Here is a 19,723-nt window from a genome sequence, read left to right on the forward strand (position 1 = left end):
CGCCGCCCCTGAGGCGAGCGACCGCTCATCTGAAGAACCCCCGATCCGGGTGCGTCGCACCGGGGCCCCCGTTCGTGTGAGGGGTGCGCTTCCGCGAGCCCGACCCTCCGAGGACTTTCGCTTCGGTTCGTCAAGCGGCGCAGGCCGACTCGGCCTGCGACCATTCCGGCTCCAGGGCAGCGCTCTCGAAGCGGACGGGCCGTCCGGTCCGCCCGCGCCTCCCACCAAGGATCACCTCATGCGACAACGCAAACGCATCGGATCGGCGGTCGCGGCCGCCGCGGTGCTCGCCGGCTCCGTGTTCGCGAGCGGCACCGCCGCCACCGCCGAGACACTCGACGCCGCACTGGTCGTCCAGGAGGCCGCGCCGACCTCGGTCGTCCTTCCCACCGGGGACCGGGTCACCCTGCTTCCCAACGGCTCCAAGGCGATCGAGCCCGCACCGGGCCGCGAGGACGCCTCCTTCATCACGCCGCCGTCGCCGAGCGGCGATCTCGTCGTCGTCCCGACCGACCAAGTCGAGGCGATCGAGAACGGCGACGAGGACCCCAGGCGCTACAACGTCTCCGAGCTCCTGCGCACCGGCGAGACCGACGCCGCCGCCGCCTCGGAGTCCGAACTGGACGACCGCCCCTATGCGGGGCTCGTCCCCGGCACCGCGGAGACCTTCGCCGCGGCGGACCTCCAGCTGCTCAACGTCTCCCTCTTCGACCCTGCCGGCGAAGCGCCCGACGGCGCCTACATCACCTGGCAGGAACGCGACGGCGAGGGCTCCGGCCGCATCCCGATCGGCGAGGACGGCATCGGCGGCACCGAGCTCCCGCCCGGCGACTACGTGATCTACGGCGACTACTGGTCCGACGCCACCGACACCGAACGCGGCCAGTTCGTCTTCGGCCTGACCACCGTCACCATCGGCGACGGACCCGTGAAGGTCGCCCTCGACGGCGCCGCCGCCGACCCGGTCACCGTCGACGTCGAGCGGGACGACGCGCAATACCTCGGCGCCATCGTCCACCTCCGGGCCCGCAGCGAGCACACGTACATGGGCCTCGGCTCCCACCTCGGGCCGCTGCACGACCTGTTCCTGCTGCCCGAACCCGTCCTCCCGGAATTCGACTTCGAATTCCTCTACCAGCCGGTCCTCGCCAGTCCGGAGGGATCAGGCGACCCGTACGCCTACAACCTCGCCTTCCACGACGTGATCGGCTTCCCCGACGACACCGCGTTCGTCGTCGCCGACGAGGACCTGGCCGCCGTCGCGACCTCCTACCGCGACCTCGGCACCCCCTACGGCGCCGACACGTCCGACACCTGCGACTACGGCGACTACACCGGCCGCCAACTCGGCAGCGGCCTGTGCCGGCTCATCCCCACCGCAGTGCCCTCCGAGCGGACCGTGTACTACACCGCGGACCCCGAGATCATCTGGAGGAACGTGCTCAAAGCCGGCGAGTACGACGTGAACGGCGACATCGTGAACGGCGTCTTCGTCTCCAGATACCAGATCTTCAAGGCGGGCGAGACCGCGCAGGTGCTGCCCAACGGCGGCCTCTCCAGCGGCGTCGGAGAGTTCTACCGCGAGGTCTGGGAAGGCGCGAACTACATCGGGGGCGAGCCCACTCCGGTCGGCGGCGGCAACGACGAGGAACTGATCGTCATCGGCGCCAGGGGCGACGCGGTGCTGAGCCGCGACGGCGAGGTCATCGCCACCGCCACGGACATGGACTTCTACTGGGATCCGGTGTGGGTCGAACTCCCCGAAGGCGACGCCGGACGCTACACGCTGAGCGCCGACGTCACCCGGGCCTCGACCGCCTCCGTCTTCGGCACGGATGCCAGCGTCCGATGGAGCTTCGATTCGGCCCAGCTCGCCGACGGCGACGACTTCGCGTCCCTTCCGCTGCCGGTCGTGCAGCTCACCTCCGGAGGCGTCGAGGGCGGCTACGCCGAACGCGACCTCTGCCAACAGATCACGCTCGACCTGCGCTGGCGCGACTCCGAGCAGGTCGTGCACGCCGAGGACATGACCTTCGAGGTGTCCTACGACGACGGCGCGACCTGGAAGGAGGTCGAACTCGACCGCGACGGGAACACCGCCACCGCCGAACTCGACCACCCCGGGAAGGCCCGGTGGGTCTCGGTGCGCATGACCGCACTCGACGACCACGGCACCGAGGTCGAGCACACCACCATCCGCTCCTACGGGCTTCGTTAAGGACTGCGACAGGCCGTCCGGTCCGCGACGCGGACCGGACGGCCTGTTTCGCATCCCGTTCGGCCGCAAGGCTATTCGCTCCGCGGCCGGTACCGGACCCGCCACCACGCGAGCCGCGCGACCATCGCCAGGACCGGGACGGCCAGCAGCCACCACAGCGCCGTGCGCCAGTCGCCGTCGAGACCGCCCTCGACCCCGCCCTCCGCGAGGATCCACGCGGCCGAGCCCAGGCAGACCCACGCCGGCGCCCCGTAGGCGATCTCGCGGCCCTGCGCCCGGTACTCGGCGACGACGAGCAGCAGCGCGGCCGCGATGAGGCCGAGCACCAGCGGGTGATCGGAGGCCTCGAAGTCGAGCATGGAATCGGTCCACAGGAGGAACAGCGACCACGCCATGAGCAGGATCAGCGCCGCCTCGCCCGCGATCCCGTCGGCGGCGGCCCGGGGCCGCCGCCATGCCGCCCAAAGGAACAGGACGACGAGCGCGGCGTACTGGGCGTACACCAGCACGGTGATCAGGACGCTCTCCCCGAACCCCGTGTACTCCGTGTCGAACGCTTCGACGGCGGACATCGGGACGAGGAACGCGAGCGGGAACCAGGCGGCGGCGACGCCGACCCAGCCGCACACGCGCACGGCGGTGCTCGCCGCGGACACGGCGACCGTGAGCGCGAGGAGGGCCGAGAGCGCGAACGCTCCGGCGGCGGGGAGGAGCGGTCCGGAGACGAGCATCGCGACCGCGGTGGCGAACAGACTGATCGCCAACGCGCCTCCCAGCGTTTCGGGGCGCAGCACCGGGTTGCCCCGGCTTCGAGGGGTGGTCTCCATGGCGGGCATGCCTCTTTTCGATCAGGGGTGCGCGGCCCGCGAGGCTTCGCGGACCGGGTCGGGGGGTTCGGGCCGCTCGGGCCCGGAACCACAAGGCGGCCTCAGGAGGATCACCAGCGGGCCGGCGGCGAAGGAGCGGGCCGCGGGGTCGACCGAGGGGTCATGGAACCAGTATCCGCACCCAGCGCAACGGATCGACTACCTGAACGGCGCCATAGTTGTGGCCTTCCCACAACACCGGCGACACCTCTGCCGGTTTCGACCCCTATGTTTCTCGGTTTCCGCCAAACGGGCCGCGCCCGCCACGACCCGCAATCGGGCGTTCAAGGCCCGGACCCGGGCCCGCGGACCGGGGCTCGGTCACGGCGACGTTCGCGGACCGGTCCAGTAGAATCGTGGCGTCGCGCCGCGAAAACGGCGCCGACCAGCCGCTGTAGCTCAGTTGGTAGAGCAGCTGTCTTGTAAACAGCAGGTCGCGGGTTCGACTCCTGTCAGCGGCTCCAGCGCCCGGTCTCCGGACCGGGCGCTCGCCGTCTGCGGACCCGTCAGTCCTCCACCGTCACCGCGCCCGTCACCAGCCCGGCCGCCGCTTCCGCCGCCAGCGCCGCCGCGGCCGCCTCCGAGGTCTTCAGGGCCGCCCGCAGCTCCTCCAGCTTCGCGTAGGCCGACCCCCGCCTGCGCTGCTCGGCCAACGGGAGCCGCGGGATCTTCACCGACAGGATGCGGCGCTTGGCGCCGGTCGCCGTCCGCTTGGTCGCGCTCGGCAGCCGCGCCGCGAGCGCGGCCGCGATCCAGCCCAGGTCCATCGTCGGCTCGACGGTGATCGTCCACTGCGTCTCCGCGGCGTCCCCGCGCCGGCCCAGGCGCACCGGCGGCTCGCCCACCGGGTCGACGATCACGCAGCGGGACTCCCCGCCTCCGCCCCCCGGCACGACCATGAGGTGCCCGTCGCGTTCGAGGTCGCCCAGGCTCGTCTCGGGCGCCGACTCCTCGGCCCCGGTGCCGAAGCGCGGCAGGGGCCGTCCGGCGATCTCGCCGAGCCGCTCCCCGAGGCGGCCGACCGCCTCGGGCAGGTCCGCGGCGTCCCCCGCCGCGCTGGCGAGGTAGACGGCGGGGGAGATGTCGACGTCCTCGTCCCACAGCCGCATGAGCGGCACCGTGGCCGAGTCCGCCGTCGCGACGGGCGCGTTCGGCGCGGCGGTGAAGTTCCGCCACGCTTCGGCGAAGTCGCCGCCGTTGGAGACCAGGACCTGGGTCGTCTCGCCCCTCGGGGCCAGGATCCACAGGTGCGCCTTGGCCTCCGGGTGGTCCACCACGGCCCTGAGCGCGCCCCAGCGCAGGAGCTCGGAGCGGATGCGCCTGCCGGTGCGGCGGTGCGCGACCTGGGCCGGCATGCGCACGACGGCGTGCCCGCCCGGGGCCAGGAGCGCGACGCAGTGCAGTGCCCACGCCAGTTCGGGCTCGGTGCGCGGGGGCGTGCCGTAGGCCAGGCGCGGGTCGTCCCCGTCGGGGAGGCGGTCGTAGCCCCAGTCCTTGACGTTGAACGGCGGGTCGCACACCACCAGGTCGTACCGCTCGTCCGGGAGCGAACTCAGCAGCGAGTCGCCCACGCGCGCCTGCACGTCGGCCTCGTCGTCCAGGAGTCTGAGGCGCTGCTCGGCGATCGCGGCGCGGGCGGGGGAGAGGTCCTTCCCGGTGAGCGCCGCGCAGTGCCCGATCCGGTCGGCGAGGGCCGCGAGGAGGTCCCCCTCGTCGCAGGCCGGGTCGTGGACCGAGGGCGCCGCGACCGCCTCCGCCACGATCGCGGCGATGTCGGCGAGGGGTCCGATGCCCGGCGGCACCCCGGTCCCCGCCGCCTCGCGGGCCCGCTCGATGAAGAACTCGAACAGGTCCGCGCCCGCTTCCGTGTCCTGTAGTTTCCGCAGCTGCTCGACCAGCGCCGGGTCGGCCTCGGGCGCGAACGCGGCGGGCCCGGTCCTCGGCCGCGGGCCGAGGTCGGCGAACGCCGCCGCCACCGCGCCCAGGGCCGCCTCGGCGGTCGGGTGCGTGACCGCGAGGGCGAACCAGAGCCGGTCGGCGTCCGTGACGTGCAGCGCGCGGCCGTGGGCTTCGGCCCACTCCTCAAGGGCCGCAAGTGAGAAGCGGGACCTGCGGGCCGACTCGTCCACGGGTGCGGGGAAGTCGGGCTCGCGGCGGCGCCAGTTGCTGACGGCGTTGCGGCCGACCCCGGCGAGGCGGGCGAGGTCGGTCAGCGTGATGGTCTCGCCGGAACCGGCGTCACGGGTGGTCATGCGGCACTCCTGTCGGATTTATCGAATCGTAACCCACCCCGCGTTGCTGAGGCTCGACACAGTCTACTAGTCTCGTGAAGTAACTTCACAAGCTTCGAATCGCGAACCACACCCCACGGAAGGTTGACCATGAACATCGAATTCCCCGAGATCTCCAAGCGCCTCCTCGCCGTCAGCGGTGCCGCCCTCATCGGCCTGGCCGCCCTGACCGCTTGCGGTGGCGGGGAAGCCGACTCCGACGGCGACACCGGCTCCACCGAAGAGGCCGCCGACGACGGCGCCGAGGAGGCCGCCGCGACCGGCGACGGCACCAGCCCCGAGTCCCCGCTCCCCGCCGGCTCCACCGTCGAGATCACCGACTGGACCGTCGGCGGCTCCGTCGTCCTCGACGCGACCGAAGAGGTCCTCGCCGCCAACGAGTACAACGAGGCGCCCGCGGAGGGCTTCCAGCAGAGCCTGGTCACCCTGGAGGGCACCTACAGCGGCACCGAGAGCAGCTCGCTGTGGATCGACACCACGTTCGGGATCTGGGCCGACGGCACCTTCTACGACAGCATCGACTGCCTGAACATGGTCGAGAACGACCTCATGGACGCCGGGGAGGTCTCCGGCGGCTCCTCCACCTCGGGCGGCGCCTGCGTCGAGGTCCCCGCCGACGCCGAGACCTACCTGCTCTACATCGAGGACCTCTGGTCCTTCGAGGGCACCCAGTACTTCATCGAGATCGCCTGATGCACCGGTGCGCGCACCGGCACCCGTAGACGGGAGGACGCGGCGACCATGGGCGGAACCCGCGTCCTCCTCTGCACTCCAAGGCGATCGCCGTAAACAATGAAGATTCCTTCCTTCTTGACCGAATTGCAACCATCGTGATCCTCGTCATGAAGCCAGGGCAACGGTCGCATAACGGACGAGGAATCCCAGGTCAAAGGCCCGGCTTCGCATCGGGTGACGAGTTCCGCCGTACCGGTAGTTGAGACTCCTGCATAGGGTCTCGACTGAACTCAGAAGCGTCGCTTCACCCGATCGGCGGCGCCGCACAGAAAGCAGCTCATGAACTCGAACACCGAGACCCTCGGCTCCATCCGCCGCCTCCTCGCCGTGGGCGGCCTCGCCGTCGCCGGCGCCGTCGCCCTCACCGGCTGCGGCATCCTCGAAGAGGCCGCGTCCGACGACACCGCCACCGACGAGGTCAACAGCGAGCAGTTCGACGCGGTGGCCGACGCGGCCGCCGGCGACTGCCTGCCCGAGCCCCCCGTCGGCGGCGCCACCGACACCTTCGCCATCGAGTGCGACAGCGCCGAGGCGTTCTGGACCCTCACCGCCATCGAGGCCGACCCGGGCATCACCGCCGAGGCCGACGGAACCATCGCGGACCCGACGCCCATCTACGAGCTGTGCGGCGACGAGGTCGGCGCCAACATCCCGGGCGCGTCCTGGACCGACTGGAACATGGTCTACGACCAGACCTCGGGCAACGTGGACTACCTGTTCTGCCTGGAGGCCCTCGGCAACCCGACCGTCGACGGCGCCACCCCGGTCTACCCCTCGGCCGAGGGCGAGTGCTTCGCCAGCACCGATTACATGATCGGCACCTACCCCTGCGACTCGGCCACGGTCGACTCCGAGCTCATCGACACCGTCGAGGTCGACCCGGCCAGCTGGCTCGGCGCGGACGCCGACGCCGAGTCCATCGCCATGAGCGAGTGCTCCGGCGACTGGTCCTACTACCTCCCGGCCATCGACCAGTTCGGCCGCACCGCGACCATCTACTGCACCAACTAGACGCGACGCCCACGGCGGATCCGAACGCGACACGGTGTGAGGCCCCGAGGCATTCGCCTCGGGGCCTTCTCCCTGCGCCGCAACCGGTCCACCCGGGAAACCTTGCACCCCTCAGGGAATGAACACGCAGTACTCGCGCAGATGATGCTCGAACGTCGGGCTGATCTCGATCACGAGCAGCACCTCGCCGAGGCTCGCGAACGGCCCGGACCGCTCCACCCAGTCCTGGATCTGCCTGGCGCTGCGCTCGGTCACCCCCGGCAGCGTCACCAGCACCCACAATGGAGCATGATTGAGGTCGACCAGGCCGCCGTCGTCGAACTGCCGCGGCAGGTCCGGGCGCCCGATGCCGAGCCGCTTGGCCAGCATCGGATCCGCCTCGGCCGTCCGCCGCGCCTGCTCGCGCAGCTTCCGAGCCCGGTCCACGACCTCCATGCTCGCCAGCCGCGCCACCGGCACCTGCGGTGGGGCCGGCGCCGGCGCCGCCCACACCGCCGACCGGATCATCAGCAGCTGCGCGGTCCCCGCGAGCGAGGTGATGGCCATGGTGAACGTGAGGACCGTGGTGGCCCAGTCCGGCGCCGGGTACTCGGTCGCGCCGATGACGCCGCAGCCGGAGAGGATCAGCACCGAATGGAACAACAGGGCCATGATCGTCAGATTGTCGCGCCGCCGGGCGAGCGCCGTGGCGAACGCGATCGGCGCGCCGAACCCGCATGTCAAGAGCGGCAAGAACGCCCACAGGTACGTGCCGACGCCCCGCCAGAACCTGCGCGTGCGGAGCTTCGCTTCGTTCACCGAAGGGGCGTAAGGACCGGGGGCGGTCATCGAGGAGGACTCCCAGGCGGGGTGGAGGGCGATTCCGGCGGCCCCGTTTCAGGGCCCGCCGTGGACCAGGGCGGGATTCACCGGACCGGTCCCTGCGGGGGCGCGGACCAGGCCCGCAGCAGCCGTTCGGCTTCGATGGTATCGGCATCGGCCGGGCCCAGCGCGGCGGCCATGTCGCGAACCAGCTCCGACAACCGGTGGTGCGCCTCGGGTCCCCGGGCCAGGGCCGCGAGCATGTCCACCGCGATGCGCCGCGACCGCAGGGTCGAGCGCGCCCGCTCGCCCTCCAGGCGCCGCTGGCGTTCGATGACGCTCGACAGGCCCGCCAACGCGCTGGCCGCGTTACCCAGGGACGCAAGGCATTGCGCGGCCCGCACCTGGCAGTGCAGCGCCAGCGCCGGGTCCGGTGTCTCGAAGGTCTTGGCGAGCGAGCGGAACGCCGAGAGCGCCCCGTTGAAGTCCCCGGCCGCGTAGGACCGGTCGGCTTCGGCGAGGAGTTCGGCCCGGTCGGTCCCCGCGGCGGCGCGGCCGGCGGTCTGGACGGCCTCGCGCGCGACCCACCGCGGCGCGAGCGGGGCCCGGAACGGCCAGGTCGGGTCGCCGAAGTCGCGTGCGGGCGCGCCGGAAGCCGGTGCGGCCGTGAGCATCGCGGCCAGGTCGAGGTGGACCGCGGCGGCGTCGGAGCCGCGTTCGGCGGGTTCCTTCGACAGCAGCCGCGAGACCAGTCCGTCCAGTTCGGACGGCAGGTCGGGGCGGGCGCGGCGCACCGGGTCGGGCAGTTCCTTCAGGTGCGCGGTCTGGACCTCGTAGGCCGAGCCGCGGTCGGCGAACAGGCGCTCGCCGGTGGCCATCTCGTACAGGAGCGCGCCGAGCGCGTACAGGTCGGCGGCGGGCCCGGCCGGCTGGGCGCGGATCTGCTCGGGCGCCATGTAGTTGAGCGTCCCGGGCTTGTCGCCGGTGGCGGTCAGCCGGGCGGCGTCCGGTTCCAGCACGGCGGCGATGCCGAAGTCCACCACGTGGACCAGGCCGCTGGGGCCGACGATGATGTTGGCGGGCTTGAGGTCCCGGTGGACGACCTGGCGCGAGTGGGCGGCGGCGAGCACCGAGGCGAGCTGCGCGCCGATCGCGAGGGTCCAGTCCGCGGGCAGGGCGCCGTTCTCGTCGAGCAGGTCGCGCAGGTTGAGTCCGGGCAGGTAGGCCATGACGAGGAACAGCTCGCCGGTGGCCTCGTCGAATCCCGCGTCGAAGATCGCGGGCACGCCGGGGTGGTCGATCTGGGCGGTCACGCGCGCCTCGCGGCGGAACCGCGCCGCCGCCTCGTGCCGGCCCGGTCCTTCAAGGAGGTCGGGCTTGACGACCTTGACCGCGACCTCGCGTTCCAAGTGGACGTCGACGCCCTGCCAGACCCGGCCCATGCCGCCCGCGCCGACCGGCCGCACCAGCTCATAGCGGCCGCCGACGACCTGGAGACTACTCACGTCTACAAGCATGCCCGGCGCGTTCGCGGGGCCCGAGGCCGTACCCCCGGCGGCGGCGACCGGCGTCACCGCCGCGCGGTCGAAGCGGCCCCGGGGCGCACCGCCCCGGGGCCGCTCCTCAGTCGCGCTCGCCCTTCCGCGGTCCGGCCGGCGCCGCCCTTCCCGCGCCTACGCGCAGGTCCAGACGACCGCGTTGAGCACGTGCCAGCCGTCGGCGTCCTCGCCCACGTAGACGCTCCCGGCGATCGTGGAGCCGTCGGCGCTGATCTGGTCGGCCGTGTCGCCGAAGTAGTTGTCGGCCGGGTCCCAGGCGCCCGGCAGCTCGACGACCTTTCCGTCCCGGGGCTGGAACGCCGCGTTCGGGAAGGTCTCGCCCGCGGCGGTGCCCTCGGCGTTGACCGTCGCCCGCCCTTCGAGACCGGTGACGTGCGCGGTGCCCTCGGCCAGGTTCCAGACGACGCCGACCGCGCCCAGTTCGGGCGTCTCCAGGTAACCCGAGGCCCAGTCGCCCTGGAGGTCCGAGGCGTAGGACCACGCGGTCTCGGGGTCGACGCCCTCGGGCATCGGCAGGTGGGAGCCCTTGCCGTCCGCGTCCCACATATAAGGCACGGGGACGCCTTCGGCGTTCTCGTAGTCGCCGACGACGACGCCGTCGTCGCCGATCTCGGAGGCGCCGGCCCGGCCGGCCCCCTCGGGCAGCGGCAGTGCGACCGGCTCGGTCTCGCCCGCGGGCCAGATCACCGGCAGCTCCGACTCGGCCTCCCCGTCCCACTTCGCGACGGTCCCGACGATGTCGCCGTGCTCGTTGATGCCGTTGGCCTGGCCGGAGTCTGCGTTCGCCAGTTCGACGAGGGCGCCGTCGCGCCATGCGTACGGCACCGCCCCTCCTTCGCCGAGGAAGCCGTATCCGGCGCCGTCACCGGAGGAGTTGACGTCGGCGATCTGCTGGTCCAGGCCGGGGATCGGGACCTCGGTGACCTCGCCGTCCGAGTACAGGAGCGGGAAGCGCTCGTCCCCGTTGCCGGCCGGGTAGGCGCGGTAGGCGACGACCGATCCGTCGTCGCTCATGCCGGTGGTGAACGTGAAGAGCAGGCCGTCGGGGATCGGGAGCTTCTCGACCGTGCAGGCCTGCCCGGTCCCGGTCTCGGCCGCCGCGGCACCCTGGACCGGCAGCACGATCGCCCCGGCCGCCGCCGCAACCGCGGTCGCCGCCATGAAGGCTTTGCGGCCCTTGACCATTCGTTTCGCCGTGGTTGACATCGCAGCGTCGTCCCTTCGGTGAGCGGAGCGTCGGAATCTGGTGATTTCGACATTCGTACGACGCTGCTCACACTCCGGCGGGTTGCCCCGGCGCGTCGGATTCATCGGCTTCGGGCGGCTTGTCGACCACGGGTGCGCCTGCGCCCCCGCGTCCCGACCCGCGGAAACAGGCAACAACCCGGGGCATTTCGCCCCTCCGGACACTTGCGACTCACTCAGGCCGCGGCGAAACGCCTGCGTAACACGTATGTTCGGCTCCAAGGATTTCCACGGCCCGCGTTGACTGGGGCCTGTGTCGGACGCTACAGTTCTTCACAAACACCCCCACGAGTGAATGCGCACTCACCCCCACAGGTGAACCCCAAGTGGTAGGGAGCCATATGCCGACGGTGATCTCAGACCCCCGGAGCGTCCGACTGCGCACAGTGGACGGACTCAGTGCCCTCGGCATCCCCGCGCCCCCCGCGCAGTTCCCCGTCCCGTTCCCCTCGGGCAAGCTCCCGCGCCTGCGCCCCCGCGGCCACATCGAGGCCCGCGCCGCGATCCTCAACATCGTCCAGGCCCGCGTGTTCGACATGCCCGAGGAACTCGCCATGCGCTGGCTCCTCGACGCCCACGTCCTCGACCACCTCGCGCCCGACGAGTGGGGCTTCATCGCCTGCGGCAGAGGCGAACGGGGCCGGTACGCCGACCAGCTCGAAAGCCTCTACACCGTCTCCTGGCTGCTCGGCCTCGTCGACCACCTCGACCCGGCCGTGCCCTGCGCCGAGGACCTCCCCGAGATGCTGCCGGACCTGCGCCGCCCCGAGTCCTTCGGCTCCTGGCGCGACCGCCAGCTCACCCCCACGCGGGACGCCGGGGTCGTCGCCGAGATGCTCGACCTCTACTACTGCCTCGACTGGCTCTGCGACCAGGCCCGCCGCGCCGGGCAGGCCCCGCCGCGCGGCGTCGACGACAACCTCGTCTGGCACCGGCGCTGGGCCCTGGAGTGGGCCGTGGTCTTCGCCGACGAGCGACCCGTCCACTGGGACGAAGTCCGCCTGTGAGCCAGGCACGCATAGCGCGCTGACTATATTCATGGGATGAATTCGACCGCGCCTTCCGACGCACTGTCCATCGACCAGATCCGCTCCGCGCCCAAGGCCGTGCTCCACGAGCACCTCGACGGCGGCGTGCGCCCGCAGACCCTCATCGAGATCGCCGACGAGATCGGCCACACCCTGCCCGCGACCGAGGCCGGCGCGCTCGGCGACTGGTTCTTCGAGGCCGCCGACTCCGGGACCCTGGAGCGGTACCTGGAGACCTTCGCGCACACCATCGCCGTGTCCCAGAAGGCCGACCACTGCTTCCGCATCGCGTCCGAGGCCGCCCAGGACCTCGCCGCCGACGGCGTCGTCTACGCCGAACTGCGCTACGCACCCGAGCAGCAGCTCCTCGGCGGCCTCAGCCTCGAGGAGGTCGTCGAAGCGACCCTCGCCGGATTCGAGGAGGGCCAGCGCCTCGCCGAGAAGGCCGGCAACAAGATCACCGCCCGCACGATCCTGTGCGGGATGCGCCACGCCGACCGGACGCTGGAGATCGCCCGGCTCGCCGTCGCCTACCGCGACAAGGGCGTCGTGGGCTTCGACATCGCCGGCGGCGAGATCGGCAACCCCGCCGAGCGCCACGTCGAGGCCTTCGACTACCTGCGCCGCGAGTCCATGCCCTTCACCATCCACGCGGGCGAGTCATGCGGCCCCGAGTCCATCTGGGGCGCGGTCGCCGTCTGCGGCGCCGACCGGATCGGCCACGGCGTGCAGCTCATCAAGGACATCGACCTCACCGGCGACGAGGCCAAGCTCTCCGACCTCGCCCACTACATCCGCGACCGGCGCATCGCCCTCGAAGTCGCCCCCTCCTCCAACCTCCAGACCGAGGGCGCCGAGTCCATTGAGACGCATCCGATCAAGGCGCTCTACGACCTCGGGTTCCGCGTCACCGTCAACAACGACAACCGCCTGATGAGCCGCACCAGCACCTCGCGGGAGTTCCACCTGCTCTCCGAGACCTTCGGCTGGGGCTGGGCCGAGGTCCGCCGCTGCACCGAGAACGCGGTCAAGGCCTCCTTCCTCCACCACCCCGAGCGCCGGCGCCTCCTCGAAGAGGTCGTCCGTCCCGCGTACGCGGCGCTCGAAGCATCCGAATCAGACGCCGAGTAACCTCGGCTGCATGCACGTTTACACCGCTCCCGTCGTCGTCCCCATCGCGGGCGAGCCGATCCGCGACGGTGCGATCGGGGTCGACGGCGGGCGGATCGCCTACGTCGGCCCCGCCGCCGACGCCCCCGAAGCCGAGGGCGCCACCGCCTTCGACGGCATCGTCACCCCCGGACTCGTCAACGCCCACACCCACTTGTGCTACACCGCCTTCGCCGACATGTACGGCAACGAGAAGGAGTTCTTCGAGTGGATCCAGGACTTCGCGCGCCGCAACCCCACCACCGCTGACGAGGCCTGGAAGGACTCGGTCCGCCAGGGCATCGCCGAATCCCTCTCCCACGGCGTCACCGCGGTCGCCGACATCGTCACCCCCGCCGTCGCCTTCGAGGCCCTCTTCGAGTCCAAGCTCGCCGGGGTCGCCTACTGGGAGGCCTGCTTCATCGACGACGCCGCCTGGGCCGTGCGCCGCAGCGCCTGGCGCGAGGTCGTCACCGAGAGCCGCGCCGTCAACAACTCCGACATCGCCGTCGGCATCAGCCCCCACACCCTCTACACACTCGGCACCGAAGTCGGCAAGAGCCTCGCCGAACTCGCCCACACCCTCGACATCCGCCTCCACCCCCATCTCGCCGAGACCCAGCACGAGGACATGTTCGTGCGCCGCGGCTCCGGACCGTTCGCGTTCATGAACCGCCGCGCCGGACTCGAACTCGAGATCGCCGACGGCGGCGCCGGGCACTCCCCGGCCACGCAGATGGACAAGGTCGGCTGGCTCGGCTCCGACTCCCATGTCGCCCACGGCGTCCACCTCGACAAGGCCGACCGCGAACTCCTGCGCTCCCGCGGCACCGCGGTCGCCCTCTGCGCCCGCTCCAACGCCCGCCTCGAAGCCGGCGAGCCTCCCGTGGCCGACCTCCGCTCCGAAGGCAACCCCGTCGCGATCGGCACCGACTCCCGCGCCTCCAGCCCCGACCTCGACGTGGCCGCCGAGTGGCCCGTGCTCCGCAAGCTCGCGCTCGCCCAGGGCGACGGCGGCGAAGGCCTCAACGAATGGCTCGTGCGGGCGGCCACCGAAGGCGGCGCCAAGGCCCTCGGCCGCGACGACATCGGCGTCCTCAAGACCGGCGCCCGAGCCGACCTCGCGGTCTTCGACGTCGACACCGACGGCGACCCGTACGCGGCCCTCGTGACCGGCGCGGCGGGCAAGTGCACCGCGGCCGTGCTCAAGGGCGAACTCGTCGATCGATAGGCCCGACCTCCTTCCGTTTCCCGTCTCGCTGCGCTGCTCGTTTCGCGCTGTGCTGTTCGTTTCCCGGCGGTGATGGTCCGTCGAGTCTGCGCCCGCGAACCTGAAGGGGCGCTGAAGCCGCCTGAAGCCCGCTTCAGGAAGCACAGCAGGAAGCTCAGCAGGAAGCACGGCAGGAAGTGCGACGGGATGCGCCGCAGGACCCGCGGCAGGTAACGCTTCGGCGTCGGCGCTTGCCGATCCACCTTTCGTCCGCGATGCTGAATGGGGCGGATGTGACAGCACCGGCCCAGAGTCTTGATTCACCGGAGAGGCCCAGCCTCTCTGTGTATCCCCTGGAGAAGGCGGGGCGTGCGGACACCGCGCGCCCCGCCGCCCCGTTTCCCCGAGGGAACGGCCCGCGAGAACGGCCCGCCCGACGCATCGGACGTCACACCCGAAAAGGGCTGAACCAGCGACTATCCGGCCTTCGTGACGATGCGGCCGCTCACTGTGATCACCGGCACGCCCTAGTTATCGGATGGGTTACACGCGATAACGGTTCGGTTTCATAGATCGACATCACAGCCTTGATGCGTCAGTGTGGTCCTGTAGCGCAGGCCGCACTCGAGGGATCTCTCAGCGTCATCCCAACCGAGGCAGCGATCCGCCCGCGCGAGTTCCGACCCGACGACGAGGAGGCGCAGGTGACCAGTTCACCCCGGTCCGATGCCGCGCCTCTCGCTGCGCCCCAGGCGATCTCGTCTTCGACCTCTCCAAAGGCTCCCCACTGGGCGAGCGTGCGGCCATTCCCTGCTCCCTCAGGGCCGCACGCGCCGCGCTGACCCCGCGCGCGCCCGTTTTAACCCCTTGATCCGCCGGGGCCCACACCGACAGGGCTCCGGCGGATTTTATCTCCGGCGTGTGCAAGGCTGTCGGAGTGATCGAAGCGAACGAAGCGAATACCCCGCGTAAGGAACCCGGCCGCATCGCGGCGATGTTCGACCGCGTCGCGCCGGGCTACGACCGCACCAACACCGTCATGGTCGCCGGGCAGGACAAGCGCTGGCGCAAGGCGACCCGCGAGGCCCTGAGCCTCCAGCCCGGGGAGCGCTGCCTCGACCTGGGCGCGGGCACCGGCGTCTCGACCGCCGAGCTCGCCAAGTCCGGCGCCGACGTCATCGGCGTCGACTTCTCCCTCGGAATGCTCCAGGCCCACCAGGACCGCCAGGTCCCGCTGGTGAACGCCGACGCGCTGAACCTGCCGTTCGGCGACGGCACCTTCAACGCGGTCACCGGCTCCTTCTTCATCCGCAACGTGGTCGACCTCGACGCGTGCCTCGCCGAGATCCTGCGCGTCCTCGCCCCCGGCGGCCGCATGGTGCTGTGCGAGGTCTCCCAGCCGGTCTGGAAGCCCTACCGCAAGGCCCACGGCGTGTTCGTCAAGCACGTGCTGCCGAAGGTCGCCTCCCGCGTCGCCTCCGACCCCGAGGCCTACCGCTACCTCGCCGACTCGACCATGGCCTGGCCCGACCAGGCGGCCCTGGCCGACCGCATCGTGAAGGCCGGCTACCGCAAGGTCGCCTGGCGCAACCTCGCCGGCGGCGCCGTCGCCATGCACCGCGGCTTCAAGTAGCCCGAGGCGCAGCCTCCGGCCCCCCGGGGCCCGGAAGGGGTGGGCCCCCGATTTCAAATGTGCCCGAGGGGTGCGACAAGCCGTTGTTCGAACGGCGACCCGTGAACTGACGCGCCGCCCGCGCCGCCATGGTGGGCGGCGGCGCGGACGGCGCAGCGGGCGGAGATTATGACGATCACCGGCCCGCGGTCCCTGCGATTCAGTTGAGCTGGAACGAGCGCTTCGAGAGGCCGAACCAGTAGCCGTCGATCACCGTCTGCGCGGCCTGCTCCTGCTCGCTCGCCGCGCCGTACGTCACGAACAGCGGCACGTAGTGGTCCACTGTCGGGTGCGCGTACGGCATCCCCGGGGCCTGGGACCGGTAGCGCGCCAGCTCCTCGATGTCCCCGCGCGCCAAGGCCTCCGAGGCCCACACGTCGAAGTCCGCCGACCAGCCCGGCACCTTCTCGGGGTGGTGGAAGTCCACGAACGGCAGCCCGTGCGTCATGAAGCCCGAGCCCACCACCAGGTAGCCCTCCTCGCGCAGCGGCCGCAGCCGCCGGCCGATCGCCATGAGCCGGTCCGGGTCGTGCGTCGGGATCGACAGCTGCAGCACCGGCAGGTCGCCCTGCGGGTACATGACCTTGAGCGGCACCCACGCCCCGTGGTCGAGCCCGCGGCTCGCGTGCTGGTGCAGCGGTTCGGAATCGGGCATCGCCGAGGCCACGCGCCGGGCCATCGCGGTCGCGTCCGGCGTCTCGTACCGCATCTTGAAGTAGCGCTCGGGGAAGCCGCCGAAGTCGTAGACCAGCGGCGTCGCCGCCGCGGGGCTGGAGATCATGAGCGGCGCGGCCTCCCAGTGGGCCGAGACGATGAGGATGCCCTTGGGCCGCGGCAGGCCCTGCGCCCACTCGAAGAGCCGGCCCATCCACTCGGCCTCGTCGAACAGCGGCGGCGCGCCGTGGCTGAGGTACAGCGCCGGAAGCGCCCCGTCGGCCGGCGTCCAGTCGCGGCGCTCGGCGGCACGCGGCGCGTCGGTCTCGAGGAAGGCGTCGAAGGCGGCGCCGGGGCGGGCTGGCATGGCGGCTCCAAGTCGTTGAATCTTCAATAAATACTACTCGTGTTCGTTGAGGCATCAACTAGTGAAGTTAAGCTTGTTGCATGAGTGATGCGGCGCCCTGGTTGGACGACGAGGAGATGGCGACGTGGCTGGCCTTCGTCAGCCTGGTCTCGCGGCTCCCCAACGCCCTCGACGGCCAGGTCAGGACCGACGCCGGCCTCAGCTACTTCGAGTACACCGTGCTCGTGGTCCTCGAACACGCCGAGGACCGGACCATGCGGATGAGCGACCTCGCCTACCTCGCGAACGGCTCGCTCTCGCGGCTCTCGCACGTGGCCCGCCGCCTGGAGAAGGAGGGCTTCATCAGGCGCTTCGCCTGCCCCACCGACGGCCGCTCCACCCTCGCCGCCCTGACCGAGGACGGCCTCCAGAAGCTCGCCGAGGCCGCCCCCGGCCACGTGAAACTGGTGCGCGCCTTGGTCTTCGACGAACTCACCCGCGACGAGATGCGCCAGCTCGGCGAGCTCTCCAAGCGCATGCTCGACCGCATCAACCCCTGAGGCGCAACCGCTCGGACGCCGCGTATGCGCGTGATCACCCCGGTTTGCGGGTGCTCGATATAGTGGGCTAGATCTCCTTTCGCTCGTACCCCCGAGGAGCCCGCAATTGCATAACCCGACTCCGTCCCCGCCGGCGGTGCGCGATGCCCGGCGCTGACGTCTTCGCGATGGACCCCGACGAGGTCCACAAGTCCGTCGAGGTCCTCTTCGAGATCGAGGAGGAGGTCGGCCGCCGCACCGGCGAGATGACCGCCGCCAACGCCGAAGCGGCCGGGCCCCTCAAGGACGCGGGCACCGCACTCGGACCGGCCCTGGAGGCCGCGGGCCGGTGGTGGGGGACCGACCGGGCCGGCGGCTTCACCGGGCTCGTCGGCGACACCGGCGAATACCTCGCCGTCTGCGCCGAGCAGGCCGTCGAGATCGACGACTACTCCGCCGCCGACTTCGCCTCCCTCGCCGACTCGGGCCGCTACCCCGGGCGCGCCTCCGGGACCGGAGGCTGAATCCGTGGGCGCCATGACCTGGCAGCAGCTGCGCGACCTCGACTGCGGCGCGATCCGCGCCCTCGGCGACGGCTGGAAGTCCTACGTCGACGCCATGCTCGACCAGACCGAGCGGCTGCGCACCGACGTCGTCGACGGCCACCTCGCCGTCGAGCACTACGAGTCCGACACCGCCGCGAGGGTGCGCGAGCAGATCGGCCTCACCGCGGACCGCTACGAGGACGACCTGTCCGACTACGCCTCCACCCGCATCGCGACCACCCTCCACGAGGCCGCCGACGCCTTCGAGGCCGAGCAGGGCGAGATCAAGGAGCTCGTGCCGCTCATCGCGGCGCACGACTTCGAAATCGAGGGCGACCCGGCCGAGTACGACGTGAACCTCTCCGGCGAACTGCACCGGGCGATCCTGACCACCGACCCGCCGCAGTGGCTGTGCGACATGGTCGGCATCGCCAAGCCCGCCGGCGCCTTCGACCTCGACCGCCTCAAGGTCCTCTTCAACGGCGTCGACCTCTACGGCACCGCCATCGGGCTCGCGGGCCAGTACCAGGACTGGCTGCGCGCGGTCATGTCCCGGACCCGCGACGCCGACGACGAGGCCGCCGCGGCGCTCACCGAGATGCGCGAGCACCCGACCGAACTCCCGCCGCGCCTCGGCGCCGCCTACGACGAACTCGTCGGCGACTACAGGGAAGCGGTCTCCGAGGAGGTCGCGGCCGAGGCGAAGGCCATCGCCGAAGGCACCTCCGGCATGTCGCCCGAACAGGTCAACCAGTGGTGGGACCACCTGTCCGACAGCGAAAGGGACGCCCTCGTCGAGGACCACCCCGGATGGGTCGGCCCGGTCGACGGCATCCCCACCGGCCCCCGCGACACCGCCAACCGCTCGCTCCTCGACCGCGAGATCGACGGCCTCGACGCGCAGATCGCCGACAAGGAGCGGCTCCTGGCCGGCACGGACCCCGAATCCGACGAGTACGAGACCCTCACAGAAGCAGTGGACGGCCTCAAGGACGACCGCGCCGACCTCGGCCGCCTCCACGACAGGATCACCGACGACGACGGCGGCCCGGCCGCCTCCAGCCAGACCGGCCAGCCGTTCAACCTCCTCGGCTTCGACACCGAAGGCGGCGGCCGGGCGGTCATCGCCATCGGCGACCCCGACGGGGCCGACAACGTCAACACCTACGTGCCCGGCACCGGCAACAGCCTCGGCACCGCCGGCGGCCTCCTCAGCCGCGCCGAGACCATGGCCTTCGACGCCCAGCGCCTCGGCGGCGGCGACGACACCGCCACCGTCATGTGGCTCGGCTACGACACCCCCGACGACCTCGTCCAGGCCACCGACGCCGCGTTCGCCCGGGAGGGCGCCCGCGACCTGGAGTCCTTCACCAAGGGCCTGCGGGCCACCGCCGACGGCGACCCGGCGAACCTCACCGTGACCGGACACTCCTACGGCACCACCATGGTCGGCACCGCCGCCGCCTCCGAGGGACTGCCCGCCGACAACCTCGTGATGATCGCCTCGCCGGGCACCGGCGTCGACACCGCGTCCGCGCTCGGCGCCGACGAGGACCGCGTGTGGGCCACCGTGAACCGGGACGACCCGATCCGGTACGCGCCCGTCCACGGCATGGACCCGACCGAGGACGGGTTCGGCGCCAACACGTTCACCAGCGACGCCCCCGCCGAGTCGAGCGAGTGGTGGAAGTTCTGGGAGGGCCCGATCGCCGACCACAGCTCCTACTGGGACGAGAACAACGGCATCAGCCGCGACAACCAGGCGTACATCGTCACCGGCAACGAAGCCGGCGTGCGGTGAACCGGCGGGCGCCGCCCGCGGCGCTCGCCCTCGCAGCCGCCTGCTCGACACGG

General features: G+C 71.5%; 16 protein-coding genes and 1 tRNA gene. 11 read left to right on the top strand and 6 right to left on the bottom strand.

Annotated elements, in window-relative coordinates; translation table 11 throughout:
- Nucleotides 1-238: 238 nt before the first annotated feature.
- Nucleotides 239-2,218 (top strand): hypothetical protein, encoded by a 1,980-nt coding sequence (locus tag BLQ63_RS16620; protein ID WP_091037683.1) that lies wholly within the window; start codon nt 239-241, stop codon nt 2,216-2,218.
- Between the two features lie 71 nt (nt 2,219-2,289).
- On the opposite strand, the gene BLQ63_RS16625 is transcribed toward BLQ63_RS16620, so the two are convergent.
- Nucleotides 2,290-3,045, bottom strand: coding sequence for a hypothetical protein (locus BLQ63_RS16625; RefSeq protein ID WP_143014956.1), 756 nt, complete (start codon nt 3,043-3,045; stop codon nt 2,290-2,292).
- 427 nt (nt 3,046-3,472) lie between these two features.
- Here BLQ63_RS16625 and BLQ63_RS16630 point away from each other — a divergent pair.
- Nucleotides 3,473-3,548 (top strand) — tRNA-Thr (locus tag BLQ63_RS16630).
- 42 nt (nt 3,549-3,590) lie between these two features.
- Here the strand turns inward: BLQ63_RS16630 and BLQ63_RS16635 are convergent.
- Nucleotides 3,591-5,336, bottom strand: coding sequence for an N-6 DNA methylase (locus tag BLQ63_RS16635; protein WP_091037691.1), 1,746 nt, complete (start codon nt 5,334-5,336; stop codon nt 3,591-3,593).
- Nucleotides 5,337-5,465: 129 nt separating this feature from the next.
- On the opposite strand from BLQ63_RS16635, the gene BLQ63_RS16640 reads away from it, so the two are divergent.
- A complete protein-coding gene (locus BLQ63_RS16640) occupies nt 5,466-6,068 on the top strand; it encodes a hypothetical protein (protein ID WP_091037695.1) in 603 nt (200 codons plus the stop codon).
- 321 nt (nt 6,069-6,389) lie between these two features.
- On the top strand, nt 6,390-7,121 hold the full coding sequence (locus tag BLQ63_RS16645) for a hypothetical protein (RefSeq protein WP_091037699.1): 732 nt from the start codon (nt 6,390-6,392) through the stop codon (nt 7,119-7,121).
- A gap of 111 nt (nt 7,122-7,232) precedes the next feature.
- Here the strand turns inward: BLQ63_RS16645 and BLQ63_RS16650 are convergent, their stop codons facing one another.
- The 3 genes from BLQ63_RS16650 to BLQ63_RS16660 all read right to left on the bottom strand — a co-directional run bounded on the left by BLQ63_RS16650 (nt 7,233) and on the right by BLQ63_RS16660 (nt 10,687).
- Nucleotides 7,233-7,919 carry a ComEA family DNA-binding protein gene (locus BLQ63_RS16650; RefSeq protein WP_091037703.1) on the bottom strand — a complete coding sequence of 229 codons (687 nt, stop codon included), beginning with the start codon at nt 7,917-7,919 and terminating at the stop codon, nt 7,233-7,235.
- Between the two features lie 107 nt (nt 7,920-8,026).
- On the bottom strand, nt 8,027-9,427 hold the full coding sequence (locus BLQ63_RS16655; RefSeq protein ID WP_177154973.1) for a serine/threonine-protein kinase: 1,401 nt from the start codon (nt 9,425-9,427) through the stop codon (nt 8,027-8,029).
- A 168-nt stretch (nt 9,428-9,595) separates the two neighbouring features.
- Nucleotides 9,596-10,687 (bottom strand): hypothetical protein, encoded by a 1,092-nt coding sequence (locus BLQ63_RS16660; RefSeq protein ID WP_143014959.1) that lies wholly within the window; start codon nt 10,685-10,687, stop codon nt 9,596-9,598.
- Nucleotides 10,688-11,112: 425 nt separating this feature from the next.
- Here BLQ63_RS16660 and BLQ63_RS16665 point away from each other — a divergent pair, with 425 nt between their 5' ends.
- The 4 genes from BLQ63_RS16665 to BLQ63_RS16680 all read left to right on the top strand — a co-directional run bounded on the left by BLQ63_RS16665 (nt 11,113) and on the right by BLQ63_RS16680 (nt 15,746).
- Nucleotides 11,113-11,733: a DUF4272 domain-containing protein gene (locus tag BLQ63_RS16665; RefSeq protein ID WP_177154974.1), complete on the top strand. Its 621-nt coding sequence runs from the start codon at nt 11,113-11,115 to the stop codon at nt 11,731-11,733.
- A 36-nt stretch (nt 11,734-11,769) separates the two neighbouring features.
- A complete protein-coding gene (locus BLQ63_RS16670; protein ID WP_091037714.1) occupies nt 11,770-12,885 on the top strand; it encodes an adenosine deaminase in 1,116 nt (371 codons plus the stop codon).
- A gap of 10 nt (nt 12,886-12,895) precedes the next feature.
- On the top strand, nt 12,896-14,134 hold the full coding sequence (locus BLQ63_RS16675) for an amidohydrolase family protein (protein ID WP_091037716.1): 1,239 nt from the start codon (nt 12,896-12,898) through the stop codon (nt 14,132-14,134).
- Nucleotides 14,135-15,107: 973 nt separating this feature from the next.
- Complete coding sequence (locus BLQ63_RS16680) at nt 15,108-15,746, top strand: ubiquinone/menaquinone biosynthesis methyltransferase (protein ID WP_091037719.1); 639 nt, start codon at nt 15,108-15,110, stop codon at nt 15,744-15,746.
- A 199-nt stretch (nt 15,747-15,945) separates the two neighbouring features.
- Here the strand turns inward: BLQ63_RS16680 and BLQ63_RS16685 are convergent, their stop codons facing one another.
- The gene (locus tag BLQ63_RS16685; RefSeq protein ID WP_091037722.1) at nt 15,946-16,806 is read right to left on the bottom strand and encodes a DODA-type extradiol aromatic ring-opening family dioxygenase; all 861 of its coding nucleotides are present in this window, start codon (nt 16,804-16,806) and stop codon (nt 15,946-15,948) included.
- Between the two features lie 80 nt (nt 16,807-16,886).
- Here BLQ63_RS16685 and BLQ63_RS16690 point away from each other — a divergent pair, with 80 nt between their 5' ends.
- The 3 genes from BLQ63_RS16690 (at nt 16,887) to BLQ63_RS16700 (ending at nt 19,670) form a co-directional block, all read left to right on the top strand.
- Nucleotides 16,887-17,345 (top strand): MarR family winged helix-turn-helix transcriptional regulator, encoded by a 459-nt coding sequence (locus tag BLQ63_RS16690; RefSeq protein ID WP_091037726.1) that lies wholly within the window; start codon nt 16,887-16,889, stop codon nt 17,343-17,345.
- A gap of 143 nt (nt 17,346-17,488) precedes the next feature.
- Nucleotides 17,489-17,848 carry a hypothetical protein gene (locus BLQ63_RS16695; protein WP_091037730.1) on the top strand — a complete coding sequence of 120 codons (360 nt, stop codon included), beginning with the start codon at nt 17,489-17,491 and terminating at the stop codon, nt 17,846-17,848.
- A gap of 13 nt (nt 17,849-17,861) precedes the next feature.
- Nucleotides 17,862-19,670, top strand: coding sequence for an alpha/beta hydrolase (locus BLQ63_RS16700; protein WP_091037733.1), 1,809 nt, complete (start codon nt 17,862-17,864; stop codon nt 19,668-19,670).
- Nucleotides 19,671-19,723: the final 53 nt, after the last annotated feature.

Source organism: Glycomyces harbinensis (assembly GCF_900101745.1).
In the GTDB taxonomy this organism is placed as follows: domain Bacteria; phylum Actinomycetota; class Actinomycetes; order Mycobacteriales; family Micromonosporaceae; genus Glycomyces; species Glycomyces harbinensis.

Coding starts and splice junctions, on each gene's coding strand:
- BLQ63_RS16620 (WP_091037683.1), top strand. CDS start 239: ATGCGACAACGCAAACGCATCGGATCGGCGGTCGCGGCCGCCGCGGTG.
- BLQ63_RS16625 (WP_143014956.1), bottom strand. CDS start 3,045: ATGGAGACCACCCCTCGAAGCCGGGGCAACCCGGTGCTGCGCCCCGAA.
- BLQ63_RS16635 (WP_091037691.1), bottom strand. CDS start 5,336: ATGACCACCCGTGACGCCGGTTCCGGCGAGACCATCACGCTGACCGAC.
- BLQ63_RS16640 (WP_091037695.1), top strand. CDS start 5,466: ATGAACATCGAATTCCCCGAGATCTCCAAGCGCCTCCTCGCCGTCAGC.
- BLQ63_RS16645 (WP_091037699.1), top strand. CDS start 6,390: ATGAACTCGAACACCGAGACCCTCGGCTCCATCCGCCGCCTCCTCGCC.
- BLQ63_RS16660 (WP_143014959.1), bottom strand. CDS start 10,687: ATGTCAACCACGGCGAAACGAATGGTCAAGGGCCGCAAAGCCTTCATG.
- BLQ63_RS16670 (WP_091037714.1), top strand. CDS start 11,770: ATGAATTCGACCGCGCCTTCCGACGCACTGTCCATCGACCAGATCCGC.
- BLQ63_RS16675 (WP_091037716.1), top strand. CDS start 12,896: ATGCACGTTTACACCGCTCCCGTCGTCGTCCCCATCGCGGGCGAGCCG.
- BLQ63_RS16680 (WP_091037719.1), top strand. CDS start 15,108: ATGTTCGACCGCGTCGCGCCGGGCTACGACCGCACCAACACCGTCATG.
- BLQ63_RS16685 (WP_091037722.1), bottom strand. CDS start 16,806: ATGCCAGCCCGCCCCGGCGCCGCCTTCGACGCCTTCCTCGAGACCGAC.
- BLQ63_RS16690 (WP_091037726.1), top strand. CDS start 16,887: ATGAGTGATGCGGCGCCCTGGTTGGACGACGAGGAGATGGCGACGTGG.
- BLQ63_RS16695 (WP_091037730.1), top strand. CDS start 17,489: ATGCCCGGCGCTGACGTCTTCGCGATGGACCCCGACGAGGTCCACAAG.
- BLQ63_RS16700 (WP_091037733.1), top strand. CDS start 17,862: ATGACCTGGCAGCAGCTGCGCGACCTCGACTGCGGCGCGATCCGCGCC.